The sequence below is a fragment of the Marinitoga sp. 1138 genome (assembly GCF_013363265.1).
GTDB classification, from domain to species: Bacteria; Thermotogota; Thermotogae; order Petrotogales; family Petrotogaceae; genus Marinitoga; species Marinitoga piezophila.
On the sequence record NZ_LBFA01000001.1, the window covers coordinates 39,535 to 54,070 of the forward strand.

At 27.5% G+C, this 14,536-nt stretch carries 12 protein-coding genes and 1 tRNA gene; 11 read left to right on the top strand and 2 right to left on the bottom strand.

The genetic code is table 11. The features are described 5' to 3' along the window. The first annotated feature begins 72 nt into the window (after nucleotides 1–72). The 6 genes from pcp (at nucleotide 73) to XO11_RS00270 (ending at nucleotide 8,019) form a co-directional block, all read left to right on the top strand. A complete protein-coding gene (gene pcp / locus XO11_RS00245) occupies nucleotides 73–690 on the top strand; it encodes a pyroglutamyl-peptidase I (RefSeq protein WP_014295580.1) in 618 nt (205 codons plus the stop codon). Nucleotides 691–755: 65 nt separating this feature from the next. Then, the gene (locus XO11_RS00250; protein WP_175417939.1) at nucleotides 756–1,838 is read left to right on the top strand and encodes an Rpn family recombination-promoting nuclease/putative transposase; all 1,083 of its coding nucleotides are present in this window, start codon (nucleotides 756–758) and stop codon (nucleotides 1,836–1,838) included. Between the two features lie 139 nt (nucleotides 1,839–1,977). Continuing rightward, nucleotides 1,978–2,799: a 3-deoxy-7-phosphoheptulonate synthase gene (gene aroF / locus XO11_RS00255; protein ID WP_014295582.1), complete on the top strand. Its 822-nt coding sequence runs from the start codon at nucleotides 1,978–1,980 to the stop codon at nucleotides 2,797–2,799. Further along, nucleotides 2,796–4,064 (top strand): 3-phosphoshikimate 1-carboxyvinyltransferase, encoded by a 1,269-nt coding sequence (aroA, locus tag XO11_RS00260; RefSeq protein ID WP_175417940.1) that lies wholly within the window; start codon nucleotides 2,796–2,798, stop codon nucleotides 4,062–4,064. Before aroF ends, aroA begins: the two co-directional genes overlap by 4 nt. Before the next feature lie 12 nt (nucleotides 4,065–4,076). Beyond that, nucleotides 4,077–5,234, top strand: coding sequence for an exonuclease SbcCD subunit D (locus tag XO11_RS00265; protein ID WP_175417941.1), 1,158 nt, complete (start codon nucleotides 4,077–4,079; stop codon nucleotides 5,232–5,234). After that, nucleotides 5,221–8,019, top strand: a complete 2,799-nt coding sequence (locus XO11_RS00270) for an AAA family ATPase (RefSeq protein ID WP_175417942.1) — start codon at nucleotides 5,221–5,223, stop codon at nucleotides 8,017–8,019. Before XO11_RS00265 ends, XO11_RS00270 begins: the two co-directional genes overlap by 14 nt. 31 nt (nucleotides 8,020–8,050) lie before the next feature. On the opposite strand, the gene XO11_RS00275 is transcribed toward XO11_RS00270, so the two are convergent. Further along, a complete protein-coding gene (locus tag XO11_RS00275) occupies nucleotides 8,051–9,847 on the bottom strand; it encodes a PQQ-binding-like beta-propeller repeat protein (RefSeq protein ID WP_175417943.1) in 1,797 nt (598 codons plus the stop codon). 268 nt (nucleotides 9,848–10,115) lie between these two features. Continuing rightward, nucleotides 10,116–10,192, bottom strand: a tRNA-Ile gene (locus XO11_RS00280). A 78-nt stretch (nucleotides 10,193–10,270) separates the two neighbouring features. Here XO11_RS00280 and XO11_RS00285 point away from each other — a divergent pair. The 5 genes from XO11_RS00285 to XO11_RS00305 all read left to right on the top strand — a co-directional run bounded on the left by XO11_RS00285 (nucleotide 10,271) and on the right by XO11_RS00305 (nucleotide 14,450). Beyond that, on the top strand, nucleotides 10,271–10,480 hold the full coding sequence (locus XO11_RS00285) for a hypothetical protein (RefSeq protein ID WP_014295587.1): 210 nt from the start codon (nucleotides 10,271–10,273) through the stop codon (nucleotides 10,478–10,480). Between the two features lie 116 nt (nucleotides 10,481–10,596). Next, a complete protein-coding gene (locus XO11_RS00290) occupies nucleotides 10,597–11,109 on the top strand; it encodes an adenine phosphoribosyltransferase (protein ID WP_014295588.1) in 513 nt (170 codons plus the stop codon). A 33-nt stretch (nucleotides 11,110–11,142) separates the two neighbouring features. Next, a complete protein-coding gene (locus XO11_RS00295; protein WP_175417944.1) occupies nucleotides 11,143–12,510 on the top strand; it encodes a glucose-6-phosphate isomerase in 1,368 nt (455 codons plus the stop codon). Further along, the gene (gene coaE, locus XO11_RS00300) at nucleotides 12,507–13,079 is read left to right on the top strand and encodes a dephospho-CoA kinase (protein ID WP_014295590.1); all 573 of its coding nucleotides are present in this window, start codon (nucleotides 12,507–12,509) and stop codon (nucleotides 13,077–13,079) included. Before XO11_RS00295 ends, coaE begins: the two co-directional genes overlap by 4 nt. A 75-nt stretch (nucleotides 13,080–13,154) precedes the next feature. Then, on the top strand, nucleotides 13,155–14,450 hold the full coding sequence (locus XO11_RS00305; protein ID WP_014295591.1) for an ABC transporter substrate-binding protein: 1,296 nt from the start codon (nucleotides 13,155–13,157) through the stop codon (nucleotides 14,448–14,450). Nucleotides 14,451–14,536 lie beyond the last annotated feature (86 nt).

A 14,536-nucleotide genomic window follows, 5' to 3' on the forward strand; every position in this document is an offset into this window, starting at 1 on the left:
CCCTTCCGTTTTTCTGGAAGGGGATATTGTTATGATATAATTTAATGAATAATTTAAAGGAAGGGTGAAATAATGAAAGTATTAGTGACAGGTTTTGAACCATTTGATGGTGAAAAGATTAATCCATCTTTTGAAGCGGTAAAGCGATTATCAAGCAGTATTTATGGTGGTGAGATAATAAGGTTAGAAATCCCAACGGTATTTTATAAATCCATAGAAACATTAAGAAGTAAAATGTGTGAGGAGCAACCGGATATAGTAATATGTGTTGGTCAAGCTGGTGGAAGGGCAAGAATATCAATAGAAAGAGTGGCAATAAATATCGATGATGCCAAAATTCCGGATAATGAAGGGCAAAAACCAGAGGATAAGCCTATATTCTTTGATGGTGAAAATGCATATTTTTCCAATCTTCCTATAAAAAAGATAAAAAAGGAGTTGGAAGGTATAGGTATTCCAGCAGAGATATCAAACAGCGCAGGAACCTTTGTTTGCAACCATTTATTGTATGGATTGATGTATTATATTGAAAGGGATTTTAAAAAAACTTTAGGTGGATTTATTCATGTTCCTTATCTTCCTGAACAAATTATTGATAAAAAAGGAAATCTTCCAAGTATGTCATTGGAAAATATAGTAAAGGCACTTGAACAAATTATAAAAACAAGCATTAAGGAATCTATAACATAATAAATTTAATCCAAAAATCTGATTATGATATAATATATATGAAAGAATAAGGGGGAAAAGGAAAGATGGGAATATACGATCAATTATTCAAGGAAATATTTTCCGATAAAGAAATGGTACTTGAATTTATAAATATGTTTATTCCTAAATTAAAAAGTTATGGGATTTCAGTAGAAGATATAACAATAGAACATACAAAATTTACAGATATAAAATACGGAGATAAGGAAAGTGATTTACTATTTAAAGTAAAATATTTTGAAAATGAAGTATATCTATATTTATTGATAGAACATCAATCAACTGTAGATTATTTAATGCAATTTAGAATACTCGAATATATGGTACGAATATGGAAAAATTATATAAATGAACATAAAAAAGAATCGAGAACAAAAGGGTTTAAATTAATACCAATAATGCCGATAGTATTTTATACAGGAAAAAGAAAATGGACGGCTGAAAATTGGTTTATGAAAAAAGTAGAAAATTGGGAAATGTTTGATGAATATACACCAAAATTTAAATATGAAGTAATTGATTTAAGCCAAATTTCTGAGGAACAATTAATAAATATAAAAAATGCATTAGGTTTATTATTAGCTTTAAATAAAGCAGAACGAAATAAAATTCAGAAAATAATATATGAAATAAAAGAAGAGTTGGAAAAATTGCCTGATAAAGAAAAGGAAAAATTTAGAAATTATGTGAACGGAGTGATAAAAACTCTCGTCAAAAGGAATGGGGAATTGGAACTTCCTGAAGAAGTTTTTGAAGAGGAGGTGGAAAATATGTTTGAGAATTTTGTAAAAGCGGTAAATGAAGCGATTCATGATGCTCTAGAAAAGGGATATGAAGAAGGAATGGAAAAAGGTAAAAAAGATGGATTTCAACAAGGAATTCAAGAAGGAATTCAAGAAGGAATTCAACAGGGAATTCAACAGGGAATTCAACAGGGAATATTAGAAGGTGAAAGAAGAAAAGCGATAACGCTATTACGGGTTCAATTGTTAAAAAAATTTGGAGAAGATATAAAAATTTATCTGGATAAACTTGAAAATATGAATCTAGATGAATTAAATAATCTGGCTGAAAATATATTTGATATAACATTAGATGAAGTAATTGATATTCTCAAAAATAAGTAAAGGGCATTTAAATATGCCCTTTTTTAAATTAATATATTAAGTATTATGAAAGATTTTTAATACGCAATATATCAGAAAATTCAACAAAAAATGTTATAATTAATTATAAGCAGTATTAAATAGATTCCAGGAGGAAGATATGGACATAAAAATAATTTCAAAAGAGAATATCTTGGATGATTATAAAGTAAATATATCAGAAGATGTATTTTTTGGAAAAGGTTATTTTACAATAATTGCTGGACCATGTTCTGTAGAAAGCAAGGAGATTGTTGAAGAAACTGCGCATTTCCTTTCAGAACTGGAAATAAAAATAATGCGTGGAGGAGTTTTCAAACCAAGGACTTCTCCATATTCTTTTCAGGGGCTTGGCAAAAAAGGATTGGAATATTTAAAGTCTGCCTCTGAAAAATATAATTTGAAAATAATAACAGAAGCTCTTGAGGAAGAGAGTCTTGAAATTGTAAATAAATGCGCAGATATAATTCAAATAGGCTCAAGAAATTCTCAGAATTATGGACTTTTAAAAAAAGTTGGTCAAATGTCTAAGCCGGTGTTGTTAAAACGTGGTTTTATGATGACAATTAAAGAGTTTCTATATTCTGCGGAATATATAGCCCTTGAAGGAAATAAAAATATAATATTGTGCGAAAGAGGTATTAGAACCTTTGAAACACAGACAAGAAATACTCTGGATATATCTGCTGTGCCAGTATTGAAAAACGAAACTTTTTTACCAATTATAATTGATCCAAGCCATGCGGCTGGAAGAAGGGATATAATTCCTGATCTCATAAGAGCTTCACTTGCTGTTGGAGCAATGGGAATAATGGTTGAAGTACATCCTAAACCAGAAAAAGCCCTTTCCGATGGGAAGCAAAGTTTAACTTTCAAAGAATTTGAAGAGGTTGTGAAAGAATTAAGAGAATTATCAAAGGCTTTCGGAGTTGAAATTATATGAGGATAATGCCAATAAAAAAGATAAGGGCTAAATTGAGTATGCCAGCTGATAAGTCCATTACACATAGAGCGTTGATATTATCTTCACTGGCAAAAGATGAAAGTATTATCAATAATTTATTATTATCAGAGGATACAAAAAGGACATTTGAAATATTGAAGAAAATAGGAATGCGTTTTTCAGGAGATTTTAATAAACTTAAGATAATACCTCAAAAAATAAAAGAAGATAAATATGAATTATATTGTGGTAATTCAGGAACAACAGCCCGTTTGCTGAGTGGATACTTTACGTCAAAAAACGGGCTGTTTTTGTTAACTGGGGATCAATCCCTTTCCAAAAGGCCTATGAAACGAGTTGTAGAACCATTAAGACAAATGGGAGCGAATATTGAGACTCGGAATAATAAATTGCCATTAAAAATAATAGGAGGAAAATTAAAAGGGATAGATTATACTTTACCTATTCCAAGTGCTCAGGTTAAATCAGCGATAATAATAGCAGGATTAGATGCGGAAGGAAAAACAATAATTAGAGGAGATAAGAGTTCAAGGGATCATACTGAAAGAATGTTAGAATATATGGGAGCTAATATAAAGGTTAGTAAGAATTATGTAGAAATTCAAAAATCGGAATTATATCCATTAAAAAATTTTTATATTCCTGGTGATATATCTTCAGCAGCATTTTTTATAACCCTTGGAATATTGCATGAAAATGCTAAAATCACAATAGAAAATGTTGGATTAAATAATACAAGAATGGGATATATTGAAATATTAAAATCAATGGGGGCTAATATTGAATATGAAATTATTGAAAATGAACCGGAACCATATGGAAATATTTATGTTGAAACATCAAAAAAATTGCGAGGAATTGAAGTTTCTAAAGAATTAATTCCTGCGGCAATAGATGAATTGCCACTTTTAGCTTTGGTTGGAACAAATGTTGATGGGAAAATAATTTTAAGAAATGCAACAGAGTTGAGGGTAAAAGAAAGCGATAGGATAAAATCAATAGTTGATAATTTCAAGAATTTAGGAATTAGAATTAAAGAATATCCTGACGGTTTTGAAATATCTGGAAAACAGAGAATAAAAGGTGGAAAGATTGAAACATTTGGCGACCACAGAATAGCTATGATGTTTGGTATAGCGGGATTAATTAGCGAAGAGGGTATATACATTGAAAACGAAAAAGATGTTGAAATATCCTTTCCAGAATTTTTTCAACTTATAAATCAATTAAGCAAAGAGTTTTAGGGGGAATGGAATATGAAAATATTACACACAGCTGATTGGCATCTTGGAAGAAGACCGGCAGGAGGAATTGGAAATTTTTCAAAGGTTAGGTATGATGATTATTTTAAAGCAGCAGAATATATAATAGAGCAGGGGATAGAAAAAAATGTTGATGTATTTATAATAGCTGGAGATATTTTTGATAGAAGTTCTTTATTACCGGATATTTTATATAAAACTGAAAAGTTATTAGAAAAATTGAAAGAAAATAATATAGTTACTTTTTTAATAGAGGGTAATCACGACAGGATATATTCCGATAATGATTCATGGATAAAATATTTTGAAAAGAGAAAATTGGTAAAAATTCCGGAATTTGAAAGAAAAGATGGAGAATGTATATGTAATCCCATAACAATTGAAGATATTAATTTTTATGGTATTCCATATCAAGGAGTTATAATAGATGAGATTTTAGATGATTTAGCCCAAAAGCTTGATAGCAACAAAAAAAATATAGTGATTGTTCATACTGGAATAGGTGGAGAGATACTTCCTGGTTGTGTAAAAGCTGAAACAATAGAAAAGTTTAAAGGAAAAGTATTGTATATGGCTGGTGGGCATTTGCATACATATAGAAAGTTTCCAAAAGAAAATCCATATTTCTTTGTTCCTGGTTCACCAGAATACTGGGATTTTGGTGAAGGAGATGAAAAAGGATTTATTATATTTGATACTGAAACAAATAAATATGAATTTTTTCCTTCCAATAAGCGTGAAGTTAAAACATATGCATTTGATATGTCAGATGAAATATATGATGAATTAGAAAATATTCAAATAAATGAGGGAGATATTGTAAAATTAAAGATCAAGAATTTGAACAATAAAATAGTGGATACCGAAAAAATAGAGAAAATACTTGAAAACAAGGGCGTTTTAAAGGTATTTATAAATGTTGAATATACATCTTATATCAGTGGAGTAGATAATATAAAAAATATAAACAAAGAGGAAATAGAAAAAAGGGTTATAGAATCCTGGGGGAATATTTTTTCTTCAAATAGTAATAAGGTGATTAAAAATATAGGTTTAATGAAAGAAAATTTAGGTAATCCGGAATTTATAAACGAAATATTTGATAATTTTTTAAGTGGTATTTTAGAAGGTGAAAATAATGAAAATAAATAGAATACAATTAAAAAATTATAGAAATCATAGAGAAAAAATCGTTGAGTTCAGGGAAGGAATAAATCTATTGTTGGGTAAAAATGGAACGGGAAAAAGTTCAATATTTGAAGCATTGGGAATAGCTATGTTTGATATAGAACCGAGGGATAAAAGTCTTAAAAATGCGGTAAATAAAGGGGCTAAAACAGCTACAATTACAGTTGAATTTATTGGTAATGATGATAATGAATATATTGTAGAACGCAAGATAGGCGGACAAAGCAAAGTGATTTTGAAAGAGAAAAATGGGACGGTTCTTTCGGAAAGAAAAGATGATGTAATTAGAAAAATAGGTGTTCTTGCAGGAATAAAAGGTAAAAATATAAAAGAGATATTCAGAAATGTAATTAGTGCAAATCAAAATGATATTATAGGAGTTTTTAATGAAACACCATCATCGAGAAAGGAGTTGTTTAATAAAATCTTTGATACGGAAGTTTATGAGCAATTGTATTCGATTTTGCAGCTTTCAGAAAAAAAATATAATGAACAAATATTGTCTTTTGAAAGTAAAGTAGAAATATTGGAAAAGCAAATAGAAGAATATGCAGGAAAAGATTTGGAATTGGAAAAAGTAAAAAAGGAAATAGAAAATTTGGAAAATGAATTATCAAAATTGAAAGAAAAAGCGGCTCGATATGACGAAAAAAAGAAATCTCTTGAAGAAAAAATCAATAGACTGAAAGAATATGAACATAAGTTGGATTCATTAAAATTAAAAGAAGAAGTTTTGCAAGAAAAAATTTTAAAGTTGGAAAAAGATATTGATCAATCTTTAAAAGCAAAGGAAATAGTAATGAAAAGTGAAGAAGGCTATAGGAAGTATAAAGAATTAGAATATGAAATAGAAAATAACTCACAAAAGGAAAAAGAGTTAATACTGAGAGAAAAGAAAAAAAGAGAAATTCAAGAGAAAATAAAAAGGTTGGAAAGTTCTGAAGAGCTGTTATCTGAAAAATTAAAAACTGCAGAAAAAAGAGTTGGAGAAGAAAAAGAGATCATTAATAATAAAAAAGATGAATTAGAAAAATTAAATGAAATATATCAAAAGATAAATGTTGAGTTGGTAGAAACAGAGAAACAATTAAAGGAACAAATGAACATAAAGGAAAAAATAGATAATGAATATGATAGTTACAATATATTATTGGAAAAAAGAAAGAATAATTTAGAAATTATTACTGAGAAGGAAAAGAAATTACAAAAATTAGAAGAGTTAAAAGTAAAATTATTAGAATATGAAAAAAATAAAGAATATCTGACAAATAAGCTAAAAGAAAAGGAAGAACTAAAAAATAAAATTAGGGAAATTCAAATAAAAATTGAAAATCTAAAAAATTCAAAAGAAGAATTGAAAGATGGAATTTGTCCAATATTAAATGAAAAGTGTCTAAATTTGGAACAAAAAAAAGAAGGTAATAATTATTTTGATGTTGAAATTGAAAGATTAAATAAAACAGTGAATGAATATGTTAAACAATTAGAATTACATAAAAATATAGAAAATGAAATAGCTGAAAATGATGGTAATGTAATAGAAATAAAATCGAATATTTCTGCAATAAAAAAAGAGATTGAAAATATTGAAAATATTGAATTAGAAAACAAAACAATAGAAAATCAGATAAATGAAATAAAGGAAAAATATGGCGATATACGTGAAAAAAGAGGAAAAATTACTGCTGAAATAAATGAAATTTCAGCTAAAAATGCGGAATTAAAAAATGAACTCAATAACATTTTTAAAAATATAAAAAAATATAGAAATGAAATTAATGAAAAACAGAATTTTATACTGGAAATAACTAGAAAAACAGAAGAGTATAAAAGTAAAATATTAAATATAAAATCAAAAAGGATTTCATTGATAGAAGAATTGAAAGCATATGGTGATATTGAAATAGAAATAGAAGAAATTAGGGAAATAATAGAGAGATTAAAAACAGAGAGAAAAAGATACAAAATAGATTATGATAATTATTTGAAAAATAAAGAATTATCAAATAAAATTGAAGAATTAAAAGTAGCAAAACAAATAGAAGAAGAAAATTTAGAAAATTTAAAAAATACAATACAAGAAGTAAAAGAAAAAATACTATCTTTTGAAAAAGATGAGAAGTTAGAAGCGGAATTAAAAGAGTTAAATCAAAAAATAAAAATATTATATACTGATATATCGGAAATGAATAAAATACTTGGTGGAAAAAGAAATGAAAGAGAAAATCTAATAAATATTTTAAACGAGTTGAATAAAAAAGAAAAAGAAAGAAAGGAATATATAGATAAAGTTCAGTATTTTAAGAAAAAATTAAAATTAACAAAGGAATTTAGAGAAAATATAAAAGCTATGGGAAAGTATGTTAGTGAGAGGGTTACAAATATTATCTCTACATATGCAACTAATAACTATAGAGAAATTACTGGAAAAAATGAAGTAATAATCTGGGATTCATCGAGGGATTATTTAGTCATATTACGTGACGAGATAAAAGGAGATAGAGATTTTTCAATATTATCAGGCGGAGAACAGGTAAGTGTAGCTATTTCAATCAGGATAGCATTGGCAACCTTTTTGTCAAATGCAAATTTCTATATATTAGACGAACCTACAAGTAATTTAGATGAGGAAAGAAAAAATCTATTAGCAGAGAATTTGAAGAAAATGTTAAAAAATATTGAGCAAGCTTTTATAGTTACACATGATGGCACTTTTTCTGAAATGGCAGAAAATATTATTAATTTGTAAATACAAAAGCCCTGAAAATCAGGGCTTTTAATTATTTTATATAAGGATTATTAGTATGTTTGCAAGAAAACTTGTATTGTGAAATTATATCTTCATTTAAATATAAAATTGCAATAACTCCATTTGAACCGGCAAAGAAAATATTATTATCATCAGAACATAGCATTTTTGAATACCCTAAATGATATTTTTTAATAATATTTCCTGTTTTTTTGTCAATAAAATATACATTATGATCAAGAGCATTTAGAATAATCATATTTTTTGTTAGAATTCCTGTTCCGGGAATATAACCAATATATTTCTTCCATAAAATTTTTCCATTTTTTAAAGCATATAAATATTTTCCTTTACTTGAAACATAAACGGTTTTATCTTTATCAATTAATGGATATGAATAAGGTAAATCATCCAAATCAACTTTCCATAAAATATTGCCGTTTTTGTCAAATACAGTAAAAGTGACATATGGACCGTTAACATAAATATTATTATCTTTATCAATATTAAAATATGTTGTTAATGCTTCGTCGCCAAATTGTTTTGAAAAAAGGATATTAAAACCTTTATCCAATTTCATAATATTAGAATAAGCATCAAGAAAAATAATATTTCCTTCATGATCAATAATAGATGAAAATTTTGACATTTTAGTATCAAAAGATTTTAACACTTTGAGATTTTGATCCAATATAAAAAAACCTCTGTACCACGTTGGTAATAATAATGTATTTTGAGATTTTATAGATACTCCTGCACTAATTGTATCAAAATCAAATTTAGTTATGGTTGAATCATTGGATATAACATACAAACTTTTTCTAATTGTTGAAACAAAAACCTTATTTTTATAGATTACTGGAGGATCAACTGCAAAGGATTTTAAAGAAAATTTCTTAATTAAATTACCATAAAAATCGAAAATATAAAATAAACCTGATTGTGCAGAAACATAAATCCTGTTATTGTTTACTGAAATACCACCAATAAAAGAATCTTCTGAAACAAATAAATTAACTATAGACCTGGAAATAAAATCAATCTTTGGATTTTTAAAAGAATAATTATCAAAAACCAGAGAATTATTCACTATCTTAAAGCTTTTTGTGTAAAACTCTTTTTCATTAATAGTTAATTTATACATCTCTTTAAAAGAATCAATTTGAGGAATGTAATTCTTAGATTTTAGAAAAATAATATCTTCTGCAGAGGCATAAAAAGAAAAATCAAGAGCTTTAAAAATGAAAAGACCATTTTTTATTTCTATATTTTCATAAAAAAGAAAATCCCCGTTTTTAAAATATACAATATTTTTATTTTTGCTACTTAAATTGGGTCTGAAATAAGAAAGAATATAATTTGAAGGAATTTCAATAATTCCATAATTTGTAGAAACCTTCCATAATTTATCAGAAATGATCTTTATAGAATTAAATCTAAATTCACCGAATATCGTGGCAACATAAGAAGATAAAACTCTTTTTTTAACGACGACGATTTTTAAATCGCTGTTCTTTATATAAAAAATAGCATTATCATTTTTAAAAATAAAATAATCCCCATCGATTCTTTCAAAAGCACCCTTAAAAGTATAGGTGTTATTAAGGGAAAAATACATATTTTCTTTTTCTTCGCGTGTGAAATTCATATCTTTAATCATGGATAATGAAATTTTTTGAATCTTATTATTATGATCTTTTATAAAAACAAGAGCCCGATTCATAGAAAGAAATGTACCTGTATAATTTTGATTATCAAGTGTATCAATTGTAATGGAAAATATCAGGGAATAAAACATAAGAAATAAAAAAGTTAACATTTTTTTCATAAAAACACCTCATTCTATTAATATATCAAGTGATACATTAATTATTATATCATAAAAGTACTCATTACAAAAAATAAAAAATATCAAAAAAGTGAAAAGAAAATGATAAGAATTCATTAACAAAAAGTAACGTTCTGGAACGATGTATATAAAAGAAAATTGGAAGATTAAAAAATTAACCTGAAAAACAAAAAAACTTGACAAAAAAAATAAAATATATTAAAATTAATATAGGTATAAAAAAAAGCGAGGTTAAAAACCTCGCATCTGGTGGGCTCGGGTGGATTCGAACCACCGACCTCCCGGTTATGAGCCGGAAGCTCTCACCAACTGAGCTACGAGCCCTTCTCACTTAATGCGTTTAGATTATAACATCTAAAATTATTTTTGTCAAGTATTTTTTTTGAAGGGAGTGATAAAAAAATGAAAACATTAGATGTTGAAAGTAAAAAAAACTTTAAAATTGTTGACCCGATTAAGGTCACTTTAGATAAATATCCAAGAATTCTTGTAATAAAAGCGGCGTTTGAAACTCTAAAAGAAGGAAATAAAGTTACTTTGATAGAATTAGAAAAGAAAATATCAATATTATTAAATTATTCATATAAATATAATAGTAGGTATAAACAATAATCATGCCCCATAAAAGGGGCATGATTAATTTTATATAAAAAATGATGTTGTATTTTAAAAAAAATATGGTAAAATAATGCTGTCAATATTTTATATTAATTAAGGAGGAATTGATTATGAACTTTGAAAAATTTATTAGAGACATTCCAGATTTTCCAAAGCCGGGGATAATTTTTAAAGATATTACACCATTATTGGCAGACCCAGAAGCTTTTAAAGGTGTAATAGATGAAATGGCTGAAAAAGTTAAAGATATAGAATTTGATGCAATTCTTGTTCCAGAAGCAAGAGGATTTTTATTTGGTTCAGCATTAGCATATAAATTAGGAAAAAAATTAGTTCCTGTTAGAAAACCTGGGAAATTACCTTATGAAGTAGTTGAAGTTTCATATGCGTTAGAATATGGTGAAGCTAAGATTCAAATGCATAAAGATGCACTTGAAAAAGGAGAAAAGGTTTTAATTGTTGATGATGTTTTAGCAACTGGCGGAACAATAAAAGCAATTCAAACATTGGTAGAAAAATTAGAAGCTGAAGTTTCAGGGATTATTTGTTTAATTGAATTAGAATTTTTAAATCCAAGAGAAAAGTTAGATAATGTTAGAGTAGAAAGTATTTTGAAATATTAAAATCTTTATAAATTTTATTATGGGAGGGGTAAAATGAAAGGATTAAAATTTGATTTTACAAATATGTTTTTTCCTAATATTGAAAAAGGTATAAAACAAGAAGAGTTGATTGAATATGAGGGAAAAATAGCTGAAATCATAGATGAGATATTAAATGAAAAGCCAGGGTTTGTAAAACTTCCTCAGGATACCAAATTTCTTGATAAAATTCTTGATTTACAGGATTGGATACAATCATTTGAAAGTTTTGTGGTTCTTGGGATAGGTGGTTCAGCATTAGGAAATATTGCTTTACAAACAACATTAAATCCATTAAATTATAATTATATGAAAAATAGAAAAACACCAAAAATATTTATTATTGATAATGTAGATCCCGATTTTGTTGCATCTATTTTAGATCAAATAGATCCTCATACAACATTATTTAATGTTATATCAAAATCCGGAACAACAGCTGAAGCAATGTCAAATTATCTTATAGCAAGAGGAATAATAGAGAGTTATGGGCTTGATCCTAAAGAACATATAATATTTACAACAGATCCTGAAAATGGAATTTTAAGAAAAATTTCCAAAGAAGAAGGTATAAAAACATTGGAAATTCCACCAGAAGTTGGCGGAAGATTTAGTGTATTAACACCAGTTGGATTGCTTTCAGCATTAGCGGGTGGTATTGATATTATAGATTTATTAAACGGGGCAAAATCTATGTTGGATAAAGTATCAAATAAAAATTTGAAAGAAAATCCAGCAGCGTTAAATGCACTTTTACACTTCTTATATTATAAAAAAGGATATAATATTTCTGTTATGATGCCATATTCAAATAAACTACTATTACTTGCTGATTGGTATAGACAGCTCTGGGCAGAAAGTTTGGGAAAGAAATATAATATAAATGGAGAAATTGTAAATGTTGGTCAAACTCCTGTAAAGGCATTGGGAGCAACTGATCAGCATTCACAGGTTCAATTATATAATGAAGGCCCAGATGATAAAGTAGTAACATTCTTAAAACTTGAAAAGTTTGAAAGAGATATAAAAATACCAAAAGTGCATGAAGAATATTCCGCATTATCCTATTTAGGTGGGAAAACATTATCAGAATTGTTGAATACAGAATTATTTGGAACTGAATATGCGTTAACAGAACATGGAAAACCAAATATGAAGGTTATATTCCCTGAAATAAATTCATTTAATGTTGGTGAATTCTTCTTCCTTTATGAATTCCAAACAGCAATTATGGCAAAATTACTTGAAATAAACGCATATGATCAACCAGGGGTTGAACTTGGTAAGAAGGTTACATACGCATTAATGGGTAGAGAAGGATATGAAGAATTTGCAAAAGAAGTAAATGAAAAAGTTTCAAAAAAGGAAAAATTCGAATTATGAAAATAATAGGAATTACAGGATTGGCTGGCAGTGGTAAAAGTACCATTGCCAGTCTTTTAAAGGAAAAGGGATATCCAATAATTGATCTTGACAAGCTTGGTCATAAAGCGTTGTTTGAAAAAGATATAAAAGAAAAACTGGTAAAAAAATTTGGTGATAAAATTTTAGAAAATAATGAAATTCAAAGGAGCAAATTAGCTCAGATAGTTTTTACAAATAAAAAAAATTTAGATTATTTAAATTCTGTGGTTCATCCAAAAATTAAAGAATTTGTTTCAGAATTAATAGAGAAATATAAAAAGGATAAGTATGAATATGTGATAATAGATGGTGCTTTAATTGATCAAATAGGTTTAAATGAAATATGTGATATAATTTTATTAGTAGAAGCTTCTGATAAAGAACGCTTTAAAAGATTAACTGAATTTCGAAAAATGGATCCAGAAAAAGCTAAAAATATTATTAATGCTCAAAAAAGTTTAAAATTAAATTATCATTACAAAATCAACACAGAAAAGGAACTAAATGCAATTAAAGACGAATTATTTCAAATACTTAAAATTTTTTAATTTGATTTTTCTAAGTGAATTATAGTATAATGTAATGCTGAAGTTTTTTAATAATCTTAATGGGAGGTGTCTTTTGTGAAAAAGCTTTTATTAGTATTATTGGTATTATCACTTATGGTTTTTTCTTTTGGTGAAAAGATCAAAGTTGAATTCTGGCATGCTATGGGTGGGGGCCATGGAAAGGCATTAGAAGAATTAGTAGCTGCATTTAACAGGGAAAATCCCGAAATTGAAGTAGTTCCTGTATATGTAGGTAATTATGGTGCATTATCAAGAAAATTATTGAGTACAGTTGTTGCATACAACGAAGGTACAAGAGATAATCTTCCTGTATTAGCACAGGCATACTCAAACTGGACATCAAAGTACTTACAGAGTGAGGGAATAGTTGAACCTTTAAACAAATTTATCTACGGTGATCCAGAATTTAAAAATGTTTGGGATAATCAAATATATGATGTTTTCAAGAAATTATGTACATGGGGAGATAAAATTTACTCAATTCCTTTCAACAAAAGTGTATATACAACATATTACAATGTAGATATATTTGATTTATACGGTGTAGAACCACCAAAAACATTAGATGAATTATCAGAAGTAGCAAAAGAATTAACAGATGATATTGATGGTGACGGTCAGATTGATCAGTATGGATTGGGTTATAGAACTACAGTAGATGATTTCCAGGTATTCTTATATGCAATGAATGGTAAAATTCTTGATTATGCTGGAAATGGAAAATGGAAAATTGTTCTCGACAAAGATTTAACAATAAAAACTTTAGAATATATGCATAAATTAAAATCAGATGAAGTTGCATTTGTTCAGGGTGGATACTTAAATGATCCATTTGGAAATGGACAAATTGCAATGTATATGGGAACAATTGCAGGAAAACCATATGTAGAAAAATCAATTAAAGGAAAATATGAATGGTCATGGGCTCCATTACCTTCAGTAGATGGTGTTCCACATTCACCAATTGCTGGTACTGATTTAATTATGTTTGCTTGGGCATCACCAGCACAAAAGCAGGCAGCATGGATGTTCATGAACTTCTTATTAACAAAAGTAAATCAGGCATATTGGGCAGTAAATACAGGATATGTACCTGTTAGAAAAGACGTAGTTGAAACAGCACAATGGAAAGCATATGTTGCAAATGATGATAAACCGGCAATTGCATTAGATTCATTAAAAACAGCTGTTCCTGATCCAAAACCAGCAGCATGGTATGATATAAGAAAAGCATTAGGAACTATAACAGCTGATTTCTTATACGATAAAATAACAGCAGAAGAAGCATATAATAGAATGGTTAATGAAATGAAAAATCTCTTAATGGAAAATGAAGAATATTCAAAATAATTAAAATTTTAAGGGTGGGTGATTTAAAATCGCCCACCTTTTTTATACACAAATGTGCTTTACAAAAAATTAACCTTTTTATTATA

Coding starts and splice junctions, on each gene's coding strand:
- pcp (WP_014295580.1), top strand. CDS start 73: ATGAAAGTATTAGTGACAGGTTTTGAACCATTTGATGGTGAAAAGATT.
- XO11_RS00250 (WP_175417939.1), top strand. CDS start 756: ATGGGAATATACGATCAATTATTCAAGGAAATATTTTCCGATAAAGAA.
- aroF (WP_014295582.1), top strand. CDS start 1,978: ATGGACATAAAAATAATTTCAAAAGAGAATATCTTGGATGATTATAAA.
- aroA (WP_175417940.1), top strand. CDS start 2,796: ATGAGGATAATGCCAATAAAAAAGATAAGGGCTAAATTGAGTATGCCA.
- XO11_RS00265 (WP_175417941.1), top strand. CDS start 4,077: ATGAAAATATTACACACAGCTGATTGGCATCTTGGAAGAAGACCGGCA.
- XO11_RS00270 (WP_175417942.1), top strand. CDS start 5,221: ATGAAAATAAATAGAATACAATTAAAAAATTATAGAAATCATAGAGAA.
- XO11_RS00275 (WP_175417943.1), bottom strand. CDS start 9,847: ATGAAAAAAATGTTAACTTTTTTATTTCTTATGTTTTATTCCCTGATA.
- XO11_RS00285 (WP_014295587.1), top strand. CDS start 10,271: ATGAAAACATTAGATGTTGAAAGTAAAAAAAACTTTAAAATTGTTGAC.
- XO11_RS00290 (WP_014295588.1), top strand. CDS start 10,597: ATGAACTTTGAAAAATTTATTAGAGACATTCCAGATTTTCCAAAGCCG.
- XO11_RS00295 (WP_175417944.1), top strand. CDS start 11,143: ATGAAAGGATTAAAATTTGATTTTACAAATATGTTTTTTCCTAATATT.
- coaE (WP_014295590.1), top strand. CDS start 12,507: ATGAAAATAATAGGAATTACAGGATTGGCTGGCAGTGGTAAAAGTACC.